11 protein-coding genes and 1 riboswitch are annotated in these 21,718 nt (G+C 46.5%); of the genes, 9 read left to right on the forward strand and 2 right to left on the reverse strand.

What is annotated here, in order from left to right; all coding sequences use genetic code 11:
- Nucleotides 1-9: 9 nt before the first annotated feature.
- The 9 genes from ACFPOF_RS18355 (at nucleotide 10) to ACFPOF_RS18395 (ending at nucleotide 17,171) form a co-directional block, all read left to right on the forward strand.
- Nucleotides 10-1,266, forward strand: a complete 1,257-nt coding sequence (locus ACFPOF_RS18355; protein ID WP_378135240.1) for a DegT/DnrJ/EryC1/StrS family aminotransferase — start codon at nucleotides 10-12, stop codon at nucleotides 1,264-1,266.
- A 3-nt stretch (nucleotides 1,267-1,269) separates the two neighbouring features.
- Nucleotides 1,270-2,301 (forward strand): TIM barrel protein, encoded by a 1,032-nt coding sequence (locus tag ACFPOF_RS18360; protein WP_378135242.1) that lies wholly within the window; start codon nucleotides 1,270-1,272, stop codon nucleotides 2,299-2,301.
- Between the two features lie 152 nt (nucleotides 2,302-2,453).
- Nucleotides 2,454-8,021: a DUF4838 domain-containing protein gene (locus tag ACFPOF_RS18365; protein ID WP_378135244.1), complete on the forward strand. Its 5,568-nt coding sequence runs from the start codon at nucleotides 2,454-2,456 to the stop codon at nucleotides 8,019-8,021.
- 325 nt (nucleotides 8,022-8,346) lie between these two features.
- Complete coding sequence (locus tag ACFPOF_RS18370) at nucleotides 8,347-9,927, forward strand: sensor histidine kinase (protein WP_378135246.1); 1,581 nt, start codon at nucleotides 8,347-8,349, stop codon at nucleotides 9,925-9,927.
- Between the two features lie 2 nt (nucleotides 9,928-9,929).
- The gene (locus ACFPOF_RS18375; protein WP_378135248.1) at nucleotides 9,930-11,225 is read left to right on the forward strand and encodes a response regulator transcription factor; all 1,296 of its coding nucleotides are present in this window, start codon (nucleotides 9,930-9,932) and stop codon (nucleotides 11,223-11,225) included.
- 116 nt (nucleotides 11,226-11,341) lie between these two features.
- The gene (locus ACFPOF_RS18380) at nucleotides 11,342-13,066 is read left to right on the forward strand and encodes an extracellular solute-binding protein (protein WP_378135250.1); all 1,725 of its coding nucleotides are present in this window, start codon (nucleotides 11,342-11,344) and stop codon (nucleotides 13,064-13,066) included.
- An 83-nt stretch (nucleotides 13,067-13,149) separates the two neighbouring features.
- Complete coding sequence (locus tag ACFPOF_RS18385) at nucleotides 13,150-14,061, forward strand: ABC transporter permease (protein ID WP_378136040.1); 912 nt, start codon at nucleotides 13,150-13,152, stop codon at nucleotides 14,059-14,061.
- Between the two features lie 19 nt (nucleotides 14,062-14,080).
- On the forward strand, nucleotides 14,081-14,965 hold the full coding sequence (locus tag ACFPOF_RS18390) for a carbohydrate ABC transporter permease (RefSeq protein WP_378135252.1): 885 nt from the start codon (nucleotides 14,081-14,083) through the stop codon (nucleotides 14,963-14,965).
- Nucleotides 14,966-15,242: 277 nt separating this feature from the next.
- Nucleotides 15,243-17,171, forward strand: a complete 1,929-nt coding sequence (locus ACFPOF_RS18395) for a hypothetical protein (RefSeq protein WP_378135254.1) — start codon at nucleotides 15,243-15,245, stop codon at nucleotides 17,169-17,171.
- A 114-nt stretch (nucleotides 17,172-17,285) separates the two neighbouring features.
- On the opposite strand, the gene mgtA is transcribed toward ACFPOF_RS18395, so the two are convergent.
- Entirely contained in the window at nucleotides 17,286-19,940 is a 2,655-nt protein-coding gene (gene mgtA, locus ACFPOF_RS18400) for a magnesium-translocating P-type ATPase (RefSeq protein WP_378135256.1), read from the reverse strand.
- Nucleotides 19,941-20,461: 521 nt separating this feature from the next.
- A riboswitch (M-box (ykoK) riboswitch) is annotated at nucleotides 20,462-20,630 on the reverse strand.
- 115 nt (nucleotides 20,631-20,745) lie between these two features.
- Nucleotides 20,746-21,627: an alpha/beta fold hydrolase gene (locus ACFPOF_RS18405; RefSeq protein ID WP_378135258.1), complete on the reverse strand. Its 882-nt coding sequence runs from the start codon at nucleotides 21,625-21,627 to the stop codon at nucleotides 20,746-20,748.
- Nucleotides 21,628-21,718: the final 91 nt, after the last annotated feature.

The raw sequence follows: 21,718 nt of genomic DNA on the forward strand, positions 1-21,718 counted from the left end.
ATTATCGCAATGACAATAAATCATCAATCTGCTCCCGTGCGAACGAAACCGTGGGTGCCCGCATTTGTAAGCTCGGAGGAGTTTGACGACCGGGAAAGGGAATATGTGCTGCGGGTAATCGACAAGAAGCGGAGCTTCAGGTTTCATGGCAGCCAAGAGGAGTCGGATGCGGCCAAGCTGGAGAAGCTGTACCGCGATCGGCTGAACGTCCGTCATTGTTTGGCGGTGAATGCGGGCACTTCCGCATTGATTGCCGCCATGATCGGCGCCGGAATCGGCCCGGGCGATGAAGTGATCGTGCCCGCATATACGTACATTGCGACGGCGTCTGCGGTTCTGATCGCCCGGGCCGTACCGGTCATCGTCGAGGTGGACGACACTTTGACGATGGACCCGCAAGCGCTGGAAGCGGCGATTACGCCTCATACGAAGGCGATCATACCGGTGCACATGAAGGGCATCCCCTGCCAAATGGATGAAATTATGGAGATTGCGCGCAGGCATCGCTTGCTCGTCATCGAGGACGTCGCTCAGGCGAACGGAGGAACGTATAAGGGCAGGGCGCTTGGCTCGATCGGCGATGCGGGGTGCTTCAGCTTCCAGCAGTATAAGCTGATTACGGCCGGCGAAGGCGGCATGATCGCAACGAATCACGAAACCCTCTATGCGAGAGCCAGCATTTATCACGACTCTGCTTACGGGTTCTGGGGACTGAATCAATTCCCCGAAGTGACGCTGTTCCCCGGAGAGAATTATCGTATGAGTGAAATCAATGCGGCGCTTGGCCTGGCCCAATCGGAGCGGATCGATTCACTTGTCTCCAGGTTGCAGCACGTGAAGAAGCGGATCACTGCAGGCATTGCCGATATTCCGGAGCTTCAATTGCAGCGCATTCCAGATCCGGATGGAGACGTATCGTATAGCCTGAATTTCTTTTTACCGGATGCGGTGATGGCGGAGCGGTTCTCGCAACGGCTTGCCGAGGAAGGCATTCCGAACGGGACAATCCACAATAACGGTTTTGCCGATCGCCATATTTACAAAAACTGGACTTATATTATGGAGAAGCGAGGGGCATCGGAACGCGATACGCCATGGACTTGCGCCAGCTATACAGGCAATGTCGAGTATTCGCCGGATATGTGTCCGAATACGCTCGATTGGCTGAGCCGGGCTGTTGCGATCAGCTTGCACCAAAGCTTGACAGATGAAGATTGCGACGACGCCATCAAGGCAATCCACAAAGCAATGGGAAGGAATGGATGATATATGGAAAAAACATTTCGATATTCGGTAGGCCCTTGGAATATTCATACTGGCGCAGATACGTTCGGTCCGCCCGTCCGCGATGAAGTTGCGTTTGCCCGCAAGCTGGAGTTGGTGAAAGAAATCGGTTTTGATGCGATCCAACTGCATGACGACGATGCGGTGCCCGATTTGAACGATTGCGACAGTCACAGCCTGCGGGCGAAAGCGAAGCAGCTCAAGCGTGAATTGGATGACGCCGGGCTGGTGCCGGAATTTGTCGCGCCGAGGCTATGGGAAGATGCGCGGACAAGGGATGGCGCGTATACGGCCAACTTGAAGCAACTGCGCGATTATGCGGATGAGAGAAGTAAAAAAGCGATCGAAATCGCGAACGAACTCGGGACGAATAACATCGTATTGTGGCTTGCGAGAGAAGGCAACTTTGTCCCCGAAAGCAAATCGACAGCCAGATCGCTTCACTATTTGACCGAAGCGATCAACCGGATGCTCGAGGCGGACAAACAAATCCGCATTATGATCGAGCCGAAGCCGAACGAACCGGTCGACAAGTCGTTCGTGCCGACCGTTGGCCATGCGCTTGCGCTCGGGTACACGACAATCGATCCGAGCCGTGTCGGCGTGCTGATCGAGTCGGCACACTCTTTGCTCGCCGGACTCGATCCGGCCGACGACATGGCGTTTGCCCTTGCGCACAAGAAGCTGTGGGGCGTTCATCTGAACGATCAGAACGGCTTGAAGTTCGACCAGGACCGGCCTTTCGGTTCGGTGAACCTGCGACAGGCGTTTAACCAAGTGCGCGTATTGATGGAAAGCGGATACGGCAGCGGCGGCGAATACGTCGGTCTTGACGTCAAGGCTTTGCGGACGCAATCCGACGAGAAGGCATGCAAGCATTTGGCGAATTCCCTGTTTGTCGCCGAACGGCTGGCGGACAAAGTGCGTTCGCTGAACGAGGCGGAAGTTGCGGCTAGGCGGGAGGACACCGATTATGAGGAACTGGACCGCTATATCATCGATCATTTGCTGGGATAGAGAGCATATTCAAAAGTATTTTGACAAGGGGGTGATGATAGGCACCGGATTCATTAGCGGAGATTAGGAAAAAAGATTTTGTTTGAAACCGGTTACGGAGTGCGAGACTGTTCCGTAGCCGGTTAGAGTCATCATTACGGGGAGGTAATTAAATGTCAAGAAGGATGAAACGAATATTCGCATTTATCACTGCTTTGTGTATGTTGGGCGCTTTTACACTGCCTGCTTATGCGAATGATTCTAATTCGGATGTGGTCCCTGAAACCCCGTTATTAACGGTTGATGGCAATCCAAACACGCAAATCCTCATTTCTGAAAGCGCTTCATCAATGGAACAGTACGCAGCTAACGAGCTTCAAAAGCATTTTAAACTGGTTAGTGGCGCTAATGTTCCGGTATTAAGAGGCGATCCTGTCAATCCGACGTTAAGTGCAGGATTAAGTACAACGACCATTGCTGCTACGGGGATCGGTTATTATCCGTTTACTGTAACCGTTTCCAACCCTACAAATTCAGCAATTGATGTGACATTAACGCCTCCGACAGGGGAGGGAGATTTGCCTGTATTGGAACTAGGAGCGGCACAGATCAGTATTGCAGCTCATTCATATGTTGACATCAGCGGCTTAGTCACCATAAACGCTTTAACAATGTCGGGAAATTACAACCTAAAAATTCATGTAAGCAGCGGTAACAGCTGGAGCAAAGAGCTAATCTTAAAAGTGGACTACAAGGGATTGAATATTCTCCGCAACGCAGACATCGAAGCGGTCTCATTTAGCCCGTGGTGGCCAACCGAGGGTTTCTACCCTGATGCAACGGTGTCTCACAGCGGAAATAAGTCGATTAAATTTACAGGTCCGGATAACGCGACGTCGGGTTATGAGTCGGCTCTCACATTTAAATCTGGCTATGCCTATGAATTAAGCTTCTGGGCTAAACGGGATGCTTCTTCAGAAGTTGGCGTCAAAATGCTCTTAAGGGAACTGGATAGTCATTATTCAGATTTGCAAAGATCTGTTGATAAGGCCTTTCAAGTATCTGAAGACTGGACCTTGCATCGACTGGTGTTCTACAATAATCCACGTAATAATCCGGAATATGCACTGAGCTGGTTCAACCTCAGTTTAGTCGGCGCTGGGACAATCTGGCTGGATGATCTTGCGATTAAGGAGATCGGGCGCGTGGAAGTTTCCGATGCTCCGGATTATGGTCCGAACATCTTTAAGAACGGCAGCTTCGAATCTGATTCTGATTGGGTATATGAATCAGGAAGCTCTCGAATAGAATACGCTGATGCAGTTGATGGCAGTCATGTGCTGTTCGTTGATATGGCGAATAAAAATTGGAATGGAAACCACCCTTATCAAGGTTATTTGTTTGTAAAAAGAAATCATGTTTATCAATTGGGATTCGATGCGAAGCGCGCCGGCGAAGACCCGGATGGGCAAATTAATCTTAACCTAACAGCTCTACCAGGGGATTTGGGGATTGCGAATGCTTCAATGCAGGTTACCCCTTCGACAGAATGGATGCGTTACGAGACGAAATTCATTTCGCCAACTGACGAAGGCTTCTCGGATGCATACTGGCCGGATCTATTTGTGCCAGGCACTAAAGGTGAATTGTATATCGACAATGTGACGCTGTTTGATCTGGGTGAGGCAACGGAGCCTGTGGATTCTACCATTACCTCTTCCCCCTCAAAAAAGATGTATCAAATTATTTATCCGGAGATGGGAATTAAGCCGGAACTTGGTACTTCACTGCATGAACTTACGGCTAATGCATGGAAGATCTTAATCGCTACGCCTGACAGCTATCCGGTGTTAGCGGATAAATTTGCTGATGACCTGACATTCATCGGCAGCAGCGATGGCTTTGCCGTAAATCAAGAAGAGCAAGTGATTTATATATTCGGCGCGAATGCCGAAGGTGCGCTTAACGGTGTGCATGATTTTATCGAAGCGAATTTAGGTGTGTTGTGGACTCGCGCCATTGACCTGGGAACATTGTATGATCCTATGCCGACAATACCATTGGCCAAGGTGAATTATCATGAAAAATCGCCATTTGCGATTCGTGGATGGCACATCACTGGACGGGGAGCGAATGGGGGGGAGCACACGGATCCTGCGACTGAAATTATGTTCTCCCGCAACAAGCTGAACGCCAAATTTGCGGAATTTGCAGCAGGTGATTGGAATTGGCAAAAATCGATCGGACTCGAGCCGGTTAATATGGGACACAATCTTCATTCCTGGCTGCTTAGCAGTCCAACCTATCAAAGCTTAAGCAAGGAGAAGCAAGCTGAGTTTTGGAATACGGATAATGATGGTAATCCCGTCATGGATAAGATCGGAGCAAGCCAACTGAATTTCTGGCATCCGGAGCTGCCCGCACTTATTGCTGAAAGTGTTAATGCATTCCTCGAACAGCATGATGTGCGCTATATCGGCGTGGGCATAGAAGATACTTGGTACTCGACACAAAAGCCCGAAGATACGAAGCCATTCGAATACGCTGAGGGTAAGTTCGTTCAGCCTGGTGATCCGAAGTATTTGTCTACTGTTTTTTTTACTTTCCTGAATAAGGTAGCCAATCTTGTTAAGGAAGAGCATGCAGATGCGACCGTTACGACATTTGCCTATATCTTCACAGAAACTCCGCCGCTTGGCGAGATTGAAGATAATATAGCCATTATGATTGCGCCGATTAATGAAGATATGAAGCTGCCAATCACGTCGACTGAATCGATCGAGAACAGTGCGATTAAAGCAAATATGCTGGAGTGGAAGGAAAAAACAAATAATATCCTGGTATATAATTATTACGGGTGTTTCCCTTATGCGAACAACGGCTTCGAGAGACCGATTGGACCGCGTATGCAAGCGGATTTTCGCTTCTATGCGGAAAACGGCTTCACCGGGATGTTGCCGGAAGGTGTCGTGGATAATCCGGCCGATAACGGCATGTGGGGCATAAGCACATTGTCGATGTGGCTTTACGACAAGTTGACCTGGAACCCGAATGCGAATATTCAAGAGCTAATCGAGTTATTCAGTCGCAAGGCATATGGCAATGCTGCGGAGCCGATGATCGAGTACTATCGTTTGTTGCAGCAAACCTGGGACGATAACTATACGACTATTAAATGGAGTACTTCACTTGGCGCTTATGTTAAAGCGTTCTATAGTGATGCCCATCATAATGCACTGATGAAGGCAGCGCTGGATCAAGCCTGGTCAGTGGCTAACGATATTCAAAAACAGCGGATTGCACCAATCAAAACAGCATTTGAAAAAAATATTGCAGATGTTGGAGTAATTGAAGAGACCGCCTTGGCGGTAAAGAGCAATGCAGGACGTTCGGCTATAATGGCTGATCTGAATATGAACGGACCAATATGGGGCAAGGCACCAGTTCTTAACAATTTTCTGGATCCGGCAGATATGAAGCCTGTTCCAGGTACGCGTACGAAGGTTCGTTTGCTTTGGGATGAATCGAACCTCTATGTTGCTTATGAAAATTTTGATGAACGTATCCACGATTTGCAAAAGTCGCCTATATCGGGAAGCTGGTGGCAAGGTTCATCAGATGATGTCGAAACCTATCTATCCGGAGTCAACCCGCAAGGCGATCCGTCTGCGCGCTTTCGTGTATATTTTGGCAATCCATTAGGTGACCAGCTAGTGTATCGTGAAGGAGCTAATTTTGTCTCGGAACCGGGTGCTTGGTACACATCAGCGCAAATCGTGGATGAAGATGGAACCGACAATGATCGTTGGGTAATTGTACAGGCTATCCCATTCGAGCAATTGGGTATAAGCGGTTTAGTAGACACGACGCTGTACGGTTATTTCTATCGGGGATTTTGGAAAAGTGCCCATGAATTTATTAATATTGGATGGCAAGGCGCTTCAGTCTGGCAACCGCTGTTCTTCAGGCCGATTACCTTAGTGGATAATCAAGTCGAACCGCCGGTTGTTACAATTAATTATGCGACGGAGCAGTTGACGGACTTGACGCCAAATGCTGTATACAAAATTAATGGTGCAACAGCAACGGCTGATGGTTCGGGCAACATTGCTATTGACAGCAGTTGGATGGGTGAAAGCATAGCTGTGGTGAAAGCGGGTAACGGAACCACCTTGCCGGATTCGGCGGCGCAGACGGTGGCGATACCAGCTCGCCCGGCAGCGCCGACAACCGTAGGCAAGACGGATGAGACGTATCCGGCAGCAGGCAACGGAACGCTAACAGGTGTAACGACAGATATGGAGTACAAAGCAAGCACAGCCAGCACATGGATAAGCATTAGCGGCGAATCCGTAACAGGACTTGTGCCAGCAACCTACGAGGTGCGAGTAAAAGCAACGGCAAGCACGTTTGCTTCGTTAGCAGTAACGGTTAGAGTAGGCACGACATCGACCCCGTCCGATCCTGGTAAGGAAACGACGACTACAGATACTTCAGTTAAAGTGTTAGTGAATGGAAAGGCGGAAAGTGTGGGAACCGCGCATACAAGCGAAGTGAACGGTACGAAGAAGACAACAATTGTAGTTGATTCAGCTAAGTTGCAACAGAAGCTGGAAGCGGAAGGAAAGCATGTGGTTGTTACGATATCGGTAGCTTCAAGCTCGAATACGATTGTTGGCGAGCTAACAGGTCAGATGATTAAAAATATGCAAAATCTTGAAGGAACACTTGTGTTGCAAACCGACAAAGGAAGCTACACGCTGCCAAGCAGTCAAATCGACATCGACAGCATTGCGAGTCAATTTGCCGGTCGCCCCGCATTGTCGGATATCGTAGTAAGTGTAACGATAGCAGAAACAACTGCCGCGATTCAGCAGCTTGCAGATCATGCGGCCAACAGAAATCATTTTTCAATTGTTGCAGCGCCGATTGACTTTGTGGTGACAGCTACTTATGGTGGTAAGACAGTAGAGATTAGTCAATTTGGCGTATATGTAGAACGGACAATCGCGCTGCCGGCAGGGATTGATCCGAATAAAATAACAACAGGTGTCGTGATTGAGGCGGATGGTACAGTTCGCCATGTGCCAACGCAGGTAAAAGGAACGGATGGAGCTTACTATGCTGTCATCAACAGCCTGACGAACAGTACGTACTTCGTCGTCTGGCATCCTGTTGAATTTGAGGATGTGGCCAATCATTGGTCGAAGGGCGCGGTCAACGACATGGGGTCGCGGATGGTCATTGAAGGCACGGGAGGCGGGCATTTTAGTCCTGACCGGGATATTACACGCGCCGAGTTTGCGGCGATTGTCGTTCGCGGACTAGGGTTGAAGCTGGAAAGCGGTGCAACGACCTTCTCGGACGTGAAAGCGACCGATTGGTATAGCGGCGCAATTAACAAGGCTCACGCGTATGGCCTGATCGATGGGTATAGTGACGGTACGTTCCGTCCGAACGACAAAATCACGCGCGAACAGGCGATGACGATTATTGCCAAAGCGATGAAGCTGACCGGGCTGCGGGACAAATTGAATGCGCAATCGACGGAAGCAACACTCCAATCGTTCGAAGATGCGGCAGCGATATCAGCCTGGGCGAAGAACGGCGTTGCGGACACTGTGCAAGCTGGCCTCATATCCGGTAGAAGTCAGGATACACTTGCACCGAAAGGCTTCATGACCCGTGCCGAAGTTGCGGCGACAATTCAGCGATTGTTGAAACAGTCGGGATTGATCTAGGTGAGAATGGGATTGGCCACGGCAACTGCTGCCGTGGCCAATTTTGTCGAACGCTTCCTTTATTTCTCGCTGTTGCCCGTTCGGGTGCTTTTTTTCTCTACATGCGTTGAACTTGCTGATCGCCCTTATAATAGAATCATAGTCCGACTACACATAACTTCTTATAATGGGGGGGACGGCGCCAATGTTGTCCAAATTGCAGCAGAAGCATGTATACCAAAAAATTATTTTTGTTTTTATCCTTCTTCTTATACCCGTATATCTTATCAATTTAGGGATGAACTGGATCGGGGCTTCCCACATAAAAAAAGAGATCTCCACATCAATGAAATCCAAAGTGAGCTTCTACGCCAAACAATTGGACAATCAGATCGAATTTATCCGTAATTTACAGCTCCAATTCATGAACGATTCCGATCTCCAAAAGCTTAGCTTTCTCGGTCAGCAACTGGAGGGTTATGAAGAAATGCAACTGGTCAATCGAGTGAAGGATCGATTGGCTACAATGCGAAATTCAAGCAACTATATAACCAATGTCGGAGTGTATATTAAATCCTTCGGCCGGACGATTTCTACGTTAAGCGGAATAACGAAAGCGCCTAATCCCGAATTCGAAATCATTAACAAATTAAATTTCGGCAATTCAAAATTTCCTTCCTACTTCGAAGGTGGTAGGGTGTTCTTCATAGAGTCTGCCAATAATCAAAATATTCTGACATACGTTGAGATTTCTACCAACAAGCTGAAAGAAACTTTGAACGCATTAGTACAAAATTATTCGGATTCCGGCGCTTTCCTCGCCGATTCGCAGCTTCGCAACAAGATCTCGCTTCCAAGCCAAAATGGAGATCAGAAAGCGGTTCTCGCCTCTTTGTTCGCGCATTTGCCCAATACGCCGGATGAATTGAAAGTGGACAATCAAACCTACAATATTGCATTTAGTCCGATTAGCATGTTAGGTCTGACGCTTTATACCTATATCAATCAAGATGAAATCACGGAACCGTTGAAACAAATTAATCGTTGGTCCGTCATTCTCTCTCTCGTATCCGTAGCGATCATTATTGTGTTCTCGTTATCTGTAAACTGGATGATTCATAAACCGCTGAAAGAATTGATTCATGCCTTCAGAACAGTAGAGAGCGACAATTTAAACATTTCATTCCGCCCGAAAAAAGGCAATGAGTTCGGCTATTTGTTCCGGAGCTTCGAACGGCTGATCGAGAAGTTAAAGATATCGATCCAGGAAAACTACGAACAAAAGCTCGCGCTTCAACATTCGGAGCTAAAACAGCTGCAGTCGCAAATTAATCCGCATTTTTTGTATAACAGTTTTTTCAACATCTATATGATTTGCCAGAGCGGGGACATCGAAAGCGCGTCATTGCTGGCGCAAAAACTGGGGAGCTATTATGAGTTCGTAACGCGAAGCGGCAGAGATGAGGTTCCGTTGAATAACGAATATCGACACGCTCTTAATTATTGCGACATTCAAAGCATCCGGTTTTCCAACCGAATTCATATAGAAATGGGTGAAGTGCCGGATTCCTGCCGTTCGTTAATGGTTCCCCGATTCGTGATCCAGCCAGTGGTGGAAAATACATTCGAGCATGCCTTCAAGAACAGAATGCAGCAAGGGAAGGTAACCGTCACCATAACCTATGAAGATCAAGTGCTTCATGTCGCCGTGGAGGATAATGGTTCAGCGCTTGCCGAAGAGGATCTGCATTCGCTAAACAAGAAGCTAGCCAATGACTCGCAACAAGAGGAAAAAACGGGACTTATCAATGTGAGCCGTCGCATCCGCCTGAAGTACGGGATGAGTAGCGGAGTTTTTGTTTCCAGAAGCCCGCTCGGTGGATTGAAGGCGGATATTGTCATTGACTATAGAGGAACGGGGGCTTAACCATGTACAGATTGCTGATCGTCGATGACGAGCCGAGCATCGTGGACGGATTAACGCAGCATTTTCAAGAGATGAAGGAGCTTGAACTTGATATTTGCAAAGCGTATTCGGCTGAAGAAGCCTTGGATATCGTCAAAAGAACGAAAATCGATATTACGATCAGCGATATCCAAATGCCCGGTAGAAACGGGCTGGATCTCGCAGAGGATATTCAATCGTATTGGCCCGCCTGCCGAATGATTATTTTGACTGGGTACAGCGAGTTCGATTATGCCTATTCGGCAATTCAGAGAAATGTAAGCAGCTATATATTGAAAACCGAAGGAATAGAACCGATAGTCGAAGCGGTAAAAGCATCGATTACTAGAATCGATGAAGAAAATAGAAATCGGGATATACTGGAGAACGCCCGGCAGCAAGCAACTGTAGCTAAGCCTCTGCTAACAAAGGAGTTTTTCGAAGCGCTGCTGCTGGGAGAGTCCGCATCCTCTATTTTGCGCGGTGATCATTTTGCGAGGCTCGAGCTTCACTTGGATCGGGAACTGCCTATTCTGATGATTGTCGGCAAAGTGGATGAATGGGAAGAAGGCGTCTCCTATTCGAATAAGCACGATATTTTCGATGACATTCAACAAATTTTCGCGAGGCATTTGCTTGCCGCATTCCAGGTAGAATCTACTGTTTCCGACCATTCCGTACTGGTGTGGTTTATACAGCCGGCAACGGACGCGAACTATTTGAAGGCAATGTTAGAACCTGTACAAAATGATTGCAAAGATTTACTCGGCATCACAATTTCGTTTGTCGTAAGCGGGGACAGGTTAAATTGGAACGAAGTCGGACAACAATTCGGACTGCTCAAATCCGCGCTCCAAAAAAGCATGGAGTTCGGACAAAAGATGGCGGTCATCGATCTCGGAATGCACGAGGGATTCTCTATGTGGGAGTCAGGGAAATCGGCAGACCGGGAGCACATTCTTATCGAGCGGATTCACAAGTTTATCGGAGAGAACCTGGGCGGCGATCTTTCGTTAGCCCGCATAGCGGAATCCGTCTATTTCAATCCTTCCTATCTTTCTCGCTTTTATAAGCAAAACACGGGACGCAACATATCTGAATACATGAATGCGACTAAAGCCCAAGCCGCAATAACTATGTTGGGGAATATGCAGTTGAAGGTGAACGAGATCGCTCTCAAGCTCGGTTTTGAATCACCTTCTTATTTCACGGCCTTTTTTCGAAAAATGACGGGTAGAACCCCTCTTGAGTACCGGGAAACCCTTCAAAACAAGTGGTAAACAGAACAGAAGCAAGTAAAGATTCTTGTATTGTTGCGTCGAATTGCCGCCCTTATCATAAAAGTGTAAGCGATATGCACAATCAACTGAAATCGAAAAGGGGAGGCAAGACAGAAATGAAAAGAATCACATCCCATGCTGCACTGATCACGACGTTGCTGGCATCTACGCTTTTAGCCGCATGCAGCAAAAACAACGAGGCACAATCGATCGACCCGTCTCCGACAAACACTCCATCTGCCAGTAGTTCGGCATCAGCTGAACCTATCAGCTACGAACCGTTAGGCAAATATCCAGAGACGGTTACCGTGACGCAAGTTCTTGGTTTTAACCCGCCTGAAGATGCAAACGCAATGCCAGGTTTGACCCCGGAAACGAACGGTTACTTGAAAGATTTGAAAGAAATGTTGAATATTGAACTCAAATACAAATGGACCGTCCCTGCCGATCAGTATGATCAAAAATTCAATCTGGCGATCGCATCGGGTGACTTGCCGGATATGATGGTGGTCGATTATAGCACGTTTATGAAGTTTAAAGAGCAAGGCATTCTTGAGGATCTGACGGAAGCTTATAAGAACTATGCGTCTCCTTTGCTGAAAAAAATCATTGAATCCGATGGCGGGTTTGGGTTGGAAGCGGGCACTCAAGACGGCAAGCTCCTGGGCTTGACAAAAAGCAGTTTTGGTGGCGCGCAAGTGCTATGGATTCGCAAAGACTGGTTGGATAATTTGCATCTGCCGGTTCCGACTTCCATGGAAGAGCTGGAAAAAGTAGCCGAAGCTTTCGTCAATAACGACCCGGATCAGAACGGCAAAAAAGATACTTACGGCATTGCCTTGATTAAAAACTTTTTGACCGGATGGGGATTCGATGCTAAAGGATTTTTCCAAAGCAATGGTTCGTACCCGTTGGCATGGTTGAAGGGCGCCGACGGTAAATTAATCCCAGGGGAAATTCAACCGGAGACGAAAGCGGCGCTAGAGAGGCTGAATTCGTGGTACAAAAAAGGCATTATTGAGAAAGAGTTCGTTCTGAAAGATGAGAGTAAAGAAAGCGAAGATCTCATATCCGGCAAAGTCGGCATTTCATTCGGCGAATGGTGGTATCCGAACTGGCCGCTCAATCTGAACAAAGACAAGGATCCGAAAGCAGAATGGATCCAGTTGGAACTGCCGTCACTGAACGGGAATCCGGGAAAAACGCTCCTTTCCCGAGTTTTGAGTCCGATTATGGTCGTCAAGAAAGGCTTCAAGAATCCGGAAGCCGCCATCAAGATTGCTAATCTGTTCCAAGAGCTGCAAGGCACAAAATATGTAACGAAAGATTCTCCCGACTACAAAGGTCCAAGCACAGGATACGTTCAGGAGTGGTTTCTACCAAGGTACTATGGCGGATATAAAGACATCTACTTGGCCGTTAACGAAGCATTAGATGCCAATAAGGAGAAGCTCGAGCTGCCGGAGGACTTCGTCGGTTTGGGCGAAGCGCAAACCTGGTTCGATGCCGCGAAGAAATATAGGGCTAACCCGAAAGACAATACCGCATGGGGTATGTATTACAGTAGGGTAGCTAAAGACGGCGGTGTTGCCCTGGCGCTGAGAACCGAAGAAGATCCGAGCAAATATGTCCTGAACGAGTACTATGGTCCGCCGACGCCGACGCAAGTCGAAAAAGGCGCATCGCTGAACAAGCTGACTAACGAAACCTTCACCAAAATGATCATGGGCGCGACGCCGATTTCCGAGTTCGATAAGTATGTTGGAAGCTGGAGGAAACTTGGCGGAGACGATATTACCGCAGAAGTTAACGAATGGTATGAAAAAAATGCGGTGAAGTAATCTATAGGAATCAGACGGATAGGGGAGGTAGCCATTGAATCTCCCCTTCCCTCTTTTTTGTCTAGCACTGGAGGCACCACATGATGAAGAATATAAAGGCACGTAGGAGACCGTTTAGATTGGAACTGCCCTTGCATTTCTTGCTCATCCCCGGAGTGCTGGTTACGCTGCTTTATGCCTACGGTCCGATGTTCGGAATTGTTATGGCTTTTGAAAAGTATCAGCCGGTGCGGGGCTTTTTTCAATCGGAGTGGGTCGGATGGAAAAACTTCGAATACGTGTTTAACCTTCCGGATTTCAAGCAAGTCGTATGGAATACGTTCCTGATTTCTTTTCTGAAAATCGTTTTTGGACTAGTCATGCCTCTGACTATGGCTCTACTGCTTAATGAAGTAATGAAAGATTGGTTTAGGCGAATCGTTCAGACGAGCATTTTTTTACCTTTCTTTCTCTCATGGGCCGTACTTGGCGGCGTCATGTTCGAAATTTTTTCGTTGGATGGGCCGGTTAACGCCATCCTGTCGAAGTTCGGTATAGAGCCGATTATGTTTTTGGCCAGCAATCATTGGTTTGTCGGCATTCTGGTCGGTTCAGACGTGTGGAAAGGCATGGGCTATAACATGATTATCTTCTTGGCGGCGATTGTCGGCATTAATGCCAGTCTGTATGAAGCCGCAGAAGTCGACGGAGCGGGCAAATGGAAGCAGATGTTTCATATCACCTTGCCGGGCATGGCGCCTATCATCATTCTGATAAGTACGTTGAGCCTTGGTAACGTATTGAACGCCGGGTTCGATCAAATCTTGATTTTGTACAATCCGGTTGTTTATGAGAGCGCAGACGTCATTGACACGTTTGTGTATCGGCTCGGTCTTTTTGACCAGCAGTATAGCGCAGCCGCTGCAATCGGGTTGTTTAAATCCGTCATATCGGTCGGCTTGGTGTCCACATCCTACTACATTGCCTACAGATTCAGCAACTATCGAATATTCTAAGGGCAGGTGGATGATCATCATGTTTTACAAACAGTCGTTAAGCAGGAAAGCATTTCTCATCGTCAATTCCATCGCGCTTTCCCTGATTACTTTGCTCGGAATCGTACCTTTCCTTCATCTGCTTTCCGTATCGTTAAGCTCGAATGCCGCGGCTTCCGCCGGCGAAGTGAGGCTGTGGCCGGTCGAGTTCACGCTGGATGCCTATCGGTTTCTCGGGCAGAAAGTGGAATTTCTCCGATCGATCGTCATATCGGTCGAGAGAGTGGTGCTCGGCACTGCCATTAACATGCTTCTCGTATTCGTTACCGCGTATCCGTTGTCCAAAACAAACGAACAGTTTCGTTTTCGCACGGTGTACGTCTGGTTTTTTGCGATTACTATGTTTTTTGGCGGCGGACTTATTCCCACCTATATTGTGATCAAGGAAACAGGGCTGATCGACTCGATTTGGGCGCTCATCTTGCCTGGAGCACTGAACGTGTGGTATACCGTCATGATGCTCAACTTTTTCAGAGGAATTCCTAAAGAATTGGAGGAAGCGGCTACGATTGACGGCGCCAATTACCTGTCTATTCTGTGGAGAATTTTCCTTCCCATTTCACTTCCGTCTATTGCAACGATCGGGCTTTTTACCATTGTCGGGCACTGGAACTCCTGGTTTGACGGGATATTGTACTTGAATTCGCCGGATAAGTATCCGCTGCAAACGTATCTTTCCACGCTCGTAACGGCTATAAACGTGAAGTCTATCACGCTCGACAATACAGGGATTTTGCAAAATCTGGGCGAGAGAACACTGAGAACGACACAAATCTTTTTGGGTGCGCTCCCAATTATGCTGGTGTATCCGTTCCTGCAAAAATATTTCATTAAAGGGATTACCGTCGGCAGCGTTAAAGAATAGACATCAGAGTGACGATCATCCCGATAAGTTGGAATCCGTTCACGCGCCGGTCCGCGCGGGCTGTTGGTCGATATTTCCGATATGCGCCCCGTCGCCGTGCAGGATTCTTTGCTTTCTCCATCCCTGCAAAGTGTAGTAGGCTACGCCTAACTGCTCGGCGGCTTTCCTGGGGCCAATCTCATCGCTCAATCTGACTGCTTCTTCATTGAATGTTTTGTCGTACCTGGGTTGATAAATTCATTAACCGCAAAGTCGGCTTGGATGAGGATGATAAATAATGACAGGTTCAATTTTAATGCTCAAAACTATGAGTGAGCTTATTGGCACGAACTTAAACGACGGCGATGTTGTAAGGACAATTGGCTATTACAATATTTTTGACGAAGGTGGCGCGGTTTATCTGATTTCAAACGCTTCAACAGATTACGCTATTCCATTAAATAACGGCAAATTCGCACTTCTTCGAGATACATTTGATATACGTAAGTTTGGTATTCGTAGTGGGGCCACATTAGACCAAACTGTCGAAATGGATAGAATGATTGCTTACGCAGACACCAGAGAATATGAGATTGATTTCCATAACTTCGACTTGATGACTCCAACAACTACCCGTTGGACTAATAGTGCAGGCTCAGTTATTAAGGGATTAATGTTCAGGAAACCGCACCGCCTTAAAAATATAAGGATTTCTAACGATAAGACCAATCAATTAAAGCAAGGAACAAATTGCATCCTGTTCGCCCCAGACGATTTAAATGGAGAAGGCTTATTTGAACTAGATAATGTGGTTTTTGATCCATATGTTGCTGACTATCTTATTACATCGCAAAATATGGATGGATTTATGTGTGGATTCGTTTGTGAGTTCCACCCTGATTCTGGTGCTGTTTACCCTATAACGGATGCAACAAAATCAAAGTATCAGTTAAGTTTAAAAAATATTTCATTCAAGAGTCCTGCGGTTTCTTATAATATAAGCTGTAGCAATGTATTCTTGGATAAAATATTTGTAGATAATATGTTTGGCGAATATCTTGGCGCGTACTTGGTGGCGCACACATTTGATCTTGAGTCGAATAATTTTTCAGGGGTATTCCGCGATGATTATTATGCGGCATCTGGTCGATCATTAGTAACAAATTTAATTCAACATGAGCCTGAGGTTGGCGGTCTATCAATTGAATTGGGTAATTATGTGATTGACGGATCATCATGCATGAAGTACACAAATGGCGAGCAACACTGTGTATTTAAAGCTGAAAGAAAAAGCGATTTTCAGATTTTTAATTCAATTCAAGTCACTGATACTTTAGGAAGTATTGAGGCTTATGCGGGCAGCATCTCAGATGAGTCTATAAAACGTAAGTTTCAAATAAATACTATGAGCATCGCTAATCCGCGCGGCATACTATCTGTTCGATTGCCCGTTTACATTAAAGAATTGACGCTTAATTCAGGTGTGTTCAAAACAGATTTCAACATCACGGCTGGTCTTATTGACAATATTGTCGCTGACACTGTAAATGTGGTAGGGAAAATGCACTTCCCTAGATATTTGGCATTTGCTGATACTAAAATTATTTACTTGTATCTATCGGATATTGTTGTAAATGATCTTGATTATGGGCTGGTGAACAATCCAACCGTTATTATAGACAATATTGTTATCGATAGTGCTTTAGTTAACTCTAGTAAACTTATAGGATGTAAATTTAAGAGTATTAAGGTTAGTGGCTTAAGCATCAATACAACAGTTCATAATAATTTTATATACAGCATGCATACATCTGGCGCATTTACCCCAAGTGTTACTATTGTCAACTATCACCAAGAGCAATATTTGCTGGGCTCTCTTGTTAAGTTTGAAAGCACTTTGGCCGGTACGCTTAAGTTCTCTGCTTCAGGATTGGCTCAAACAGATAATACTGAAAACTGCACTGTAAGTTATACTGATAGTCGAGTAAAATCGTCCAAAACATACGACCCGCCATCGATTGCCGCAAATGGCTCAGTGTCCACAACCGTGACATTAAACGGGTGCGCCTTGGGTGATATTGTTCAAGCTTCTTTCAGCCAGTACAATGCGGGAATTGAAATTAGTGCAGTAGTTAGTGCAACAAACACCGTAACAGTGAAGCTTAGGAATACCAGTGGATCTGCTGTTAATTTAGCAATCGGCACATTGACTGTAAAACTAGTTTAATAAAAAGCCCTTCAGTATCGGGGGATGAGGACATTATTGATGAAAACGATGGATGGGGAAACAGCGCAATTTTTAATGAATAATTGCGCTGTTTCCCCATCTTGGTTTTATCAATTACAACCATTCTTTAAATTTGCGGATGTACCATGTCTTGATGATTTGTGTCAAGACGCAGTAGCTCAGCAGTGTAGCGACTAACCAAGGGAAATAACTCATCGGCAGCGGCTGGAGACCGACACTTGAGCCAAAGCTGGTGAAAGGAAAGGTAATCCCGAATGCCATGATTGCACCTGTAAGAAGCATGACCGGGAGACTTGCCCTGCTTTGGATAAATGGAATTTTCCGTGTGCGTATCATGTGTACGATGAGCGTTTGCGATAGCAAGCCTTCGATAAACCAGCCGGACTGGAACAACGATTCATGTTCGACCGAATTGGCCGAAAACACATACCACATCAAGCAATAGGTGGTGATATCGAAAATCGAACTGATCGGTCCGATAAAGACCATAAAACGGCTCACCGATTTCGCATTCCATTTCTTCGGCGTTTTCAAATATTCTTTGTCCATTTGGTCCCATGGAATCGAAAGCTGCGAAATATCATACATTAGGTTCTGGATGAGCAGATGGATCGGCAGCATAGGCATGAATGGAATGAAGGCACTTGCTACCAGAACGCTAAACATATTGCCGAAGTTCGAACTGGCTGTCATCTTGATGTATTTGATAATGTTGCCAAACGTTTTGCGCCCCTCTATGATGCCTTTTTCCAGAACCATCAAACTTTTTTCAAGCAATATGATATCTGCAGACTCCTTGGAAATATCGACGGCAGTATCTACGGAAATACCGACATCCGCTTCCTTTAGAGAGATGGCGTCATTGATCCCGTCCCCCATAAATCCAACCGTGTGACCTTTCCCTTTGAGTACCCGAACAATTCTTGCTTTTTGAAGAGGGTTCACTTTAGCAAATACATTCGTTTTTTCGGCAATGTCGGCCAATTGCTCGTCGGTCATCCGTTCAATGTCACTTCCGAGCACAATGCTCGTGAATGGCAATCCGACGTCTTTACATACTTTTTGGGTTACCGCCGCATTATCCCCTGTAATGACTTTGACATCGACACCATTTTCCTTGAGCGCCCGAATCGCTTCGACGGCCGATTCCTTCGGTGGATCAAGGAAGGCAAGATAGCCGATTAGCGTAAGCCCTTTTTCGTCCTTTAAGCCATAAGTTTCTTCCCGCACGGGAAATTGTTTAGCTGCGACGGCCAGCACACGAAGCCCATCGGCGTTGAGTTCATTCACGAGCATTATCGCTTTCTCGCTAATTTCCTTTGTAATAGGTTCAATCTGCCCGTTATCATCGACATGCGAGCAAATACTGAGCACTTCTTCCATTGCACCTTTGCATACTAGAAGATGCCCAATATCGCTATTTTCCAGAACAACAGACATACGACGGCGGTTGAAGTCAAAAGGGATTTCATCAACCTTCTTATCATTTCTTTCTGCACCAAGTACTTCGGTCAATTCGGCATGCTCAAGAATGGCCACATCCAGCAGGTTTTTTAAACCGGTTTGATGAAGGCTGTTCAAATACGCATATTCCAAAACCTTTTTGTCCTCATGGCCATGAATATCGAGGTGTTTTTCCATAATGATTTTGTCTTGCGTTAAGGTTCCGGTTTTGTCCGTACACAAAATATTCATCGCACCGAAGTTTTGAATGGCATTGAGTCTTTTGACGACGACTTTATTTCGAGCCATGACAGCCGCGCCTTTGGCCAGATTAGCGGAGACGATAACCGGGAGCATCTCAGGTGTTAACCCAACTGCAACGGATACTCCGAACAGCAATGCTTCCCACCAATCGCCCTTGGTAAAGCCGTTAACCAATAGAATAATCGGAACCATGATGAACATGAAGCGAATCAGCACAAAGGTAATGCTTTTGATTCCTTTGTCAAAGCTGGTCAGCGTCGGTGTGCCGATCAGCGTGCTCGCCATAGATCCGAAATAGGTTTTAGTGCCAGTGGAAACGACCACGCCTTTAGCTGAACCGCTAATCACATTCGTCCCCATATAGCAAACATTGCCCAGTTCAAGAGCATTCGTAGGTTTTGGCTGATGTTTGTGCGCCAGCTTGAATACACCGCGTGGCAATGTATCCATTTTCTCAACAGGCATAGCTTCTCCTGTAAGGGCGGACTCTCCGACATGAAGATCCTTGGAAGCAATCAGTCTGATATCCGCCGGAACCATGTCGCCTGCGGCAAGATGAATGACGTCCCCGGGAACGATGACTTCGAGATCGACTTCCTTTTTCTCGTAGTTGCTGTCGTCGTTTATACGAGTGACTGTCGCCGTTGTTTTGACCAGCGCTTTTAACTTCTCAGCTGTTTTCGCCGAACGAAATTCCTGCGAAAAGGTAATGATTACACTGATGGTGACCATCGTTGAAATGGTGATGAGGGCTTCCGGATCGTCAGTAAAATAAGCGAACATCCCAAGTGCAATCAAGATCAAAATGAACGGATTTTTAAAGCAACCGAGCAATTGCAAATACCAGGCCGGCGTTTTCTCGTGTGCGATTACATTTTTACCGTACTGGTCGAGCCGTTTTCTTGCCTCTGCCTCCGTAAGACCATCGGGACTTGTGTTCAAGTCCTCCATTAAATCTTCTTCCATCATGGTGGAAGACTGGATTAACCGTTCTGCAATTTCTTTATTCAGCATTTCATTGTCTTTGATTGTTCTTTTCATTTTCCATTTCCTCCTCGTGCGGCTTGAAAGCCGCCCTGTCTCATCTTCTTGCAATGTGGACACAAAAAAACCCTCTCTTGTATCAGAGAGGGCCGGGGAGGCGAAATGGCCGATTTGATGCTCGCATGTCAAATTCGCATACTTAAATTCACTCGCCCAACAATGGGGAATGGAAAATAAAGTATGGGGAACATGCTGAGGCACCTAATACCCGGTGTGCTCTCTGTACAGGATATAGATTCCATTTTGCATAATCGGCAACTTGGTCCACTATCCATTGACATGTTCCCCCCTTTGTTTGATAAAATGAAAAACCCTCCAGTAAGGGCGCGTCTGAAACCTCGCTCAGGGGCATCTATCACCGCCTTTTCGCCCCCTGCTTCGTCACTTTTGCTCGACGTACCCCCGGTACGCCTTCTCAAAAGTTCCTTGCATGGAACGAAAATTCGGCAACATCTGCTCCCCTCGGAGTATTCAGACACGCCCTAGCCTAGAGGGTTAAAAAAGCGCACAAAAACACTTTTCGCTCCCCCTAGTTGAGTTTTGGCACTATACAACGTAAAGGGTTCCCCCTTAGCCACCTTAAGAAAAGCCTTAATCCGACAGTTCCTGTTCTACCCATTGGCATCTTTCGATATTTCCGGGCAGTGGCCTATGTTTGTATAGGAGCCTCACCTAACGAGGTCGTGATAAATTCCTTCGTCATCGTATTCCTAATAAATTGTTTTGTCAAGAAGTGGGCGGAAAAAAATTAGCGTTGCACAAAGACCAAGATTAAAATATGCTACGATTGCAACATGTGTTACTAAAGAAAAGCACTGTCCGACTCCGCTTCATTTCTTGTCGCCTCGTTCTCCATAAGCGTCTGGAGATACAAAACCATAGTTCTAGAAAGCTGAGCCGACACCTCGATTAGACTCATATGTCCGACATCCTCAAACATCGTTTCTTGAACATGGGGATGTTGATAGGTTGACTCGGGCGAACCCTGATTGTTAACGGAAAATGTGACTTCGGGTAAAACCACTCGATCTTCAGCACCGGCAACAAGAAGGATAGGAAATTTGGCATCGGTGAGTACGTGGCTGAGGTCTGGCCGCTGCATCATTCCCCCTAATAAAGAAATAGCGGCCTCTGGTTTCATTTGCTGCCCTACCTGAATCATCTCATCCACTTCGGCTTGCCATTCATTAAGCTTCTTATCGTTAAAAAGACTGGGTATGAAACGACTAACGTAAGCTGTGATTCCTTTTTCGCGTATCTCTTTCATCTCTTTAATACGTTTTTGTTTGATTTCATCTGAGTCAGGAAGCACCGTGGAATGGATGAGGGCGAAGCCAGCAAGCTTGTCGGGATAATGCTCCGCAAAGGCAGCTGTAACATATCCGCCCAAGGAGTGTCCGAACATAACGACTTTTTCAATCTGGAGCGCTTCCAACAAAGCGGCAATGTCATCAGCCATTACACGCATCGAATAGTTGCCGCTAGGACTGGAAGATTCGCCGTGGCCGCGAAGATCGGGCATAATAACGCGATATTGTTCACATAGCATAGGATAAACTTTTTCCCAGTAAAGGGATGAGCCACAAAAACCGTGTAGCAATACAACTGTGTAATCTTCTGTGCTGCTTCCACACTCTTTATAGACGATATCAATGCCATTGACGTGAATTCGTTTATTTTCCATTGATCTTCACCATCCTTTTTTATTTTCATTTTGCTAAGTATATTTTCTTAACCGATTCTATCGATTCTGAAACAATTTATTTTCACCGTTT

Origin of the sequence: Cohnella soli (assembly GCF_042655525.1) — a bacterium.
Classification (GTDB): Bacteria; Bacillota; Bacilli; order Paenibacillales; family Paenibacillaceae; genus Cohnella; species Cohnella soli.

Coding starts and splice junctions, on each gene's coding strand:
- ACFPOF_RS18355 (WP_378135240.1), top strand. CDS start 10: ATGACAATAAATCATCAATCTGCTCCCGTGCGAACGAAACCGTGGGTG.
- ACFPOF_RS18360 (WP_378135242.1), top strand. CDS start 1,270: ATGGAAAAAACATTTCGATATTCGGTAGGCCCTTGGAATATTCATACT.
- ACFPOF_RS18365 (WP_378135244.1), top strand. CDS start 2,454: ATGTCAAGAAGGATGAAACGAATATTCGCATTTATCACTGCTTTGTGT.
- ACFPOF_RS18370 (WP_378135246.1), top strand. CDS start 8,347: ATGAAATCCAAAGTGAGCTTCTACGCCAAACAATTGGACAATCAGATC.
- ACFPOF_RS18375 (WP_378135248.1), top strand. CDS start 9,930: ATGTACAGATTGCTGATCGTCGATGACGAGCCGAGCATCGTGGACGGA.
- ACFPOF_RS18380 (WP_378135250.1), top strand. CDS start 11,342: ATGAAAAGAATCACATCCCATGCTGCACTGATCACGACGTTGCTGGCA.
- ACFPOF_RS18385 (WP_378136040.1), top strand. CDS start 13,150: ATGAAGAATATAAAGGCACGTAGGAGACCGTTTAGATTGGAACTGCCC.
- ACFPOF_RS18390 (WP_378135252.1), top strand. CDS start 14,081: ATGTTTTACAAACAGTCGTTAAGCAGGAAAGCATTTCTCATCGTCAAT.
- ACFPOF_RS18395 (WP_378135254.1), top strand. CDS start 15,243: ATGACAGGTTCAATTTTAATGCTCAAAACTATGAGTGAGCTTATTGGC.
- mgtA (WP_378135256.1), bottom strand. CDS start 19,940: ATGAAAAGAACAATCAAAGACAATGAAATGCTGAATAAAGAAATTGCA.
- ACFPOF_RS18405 (WP_378135258.1), bottom strand. CDS start 21,627: ATGGAAAATAAACGAATTCACGTCAATGGCATTGATATCGTCTATAAA.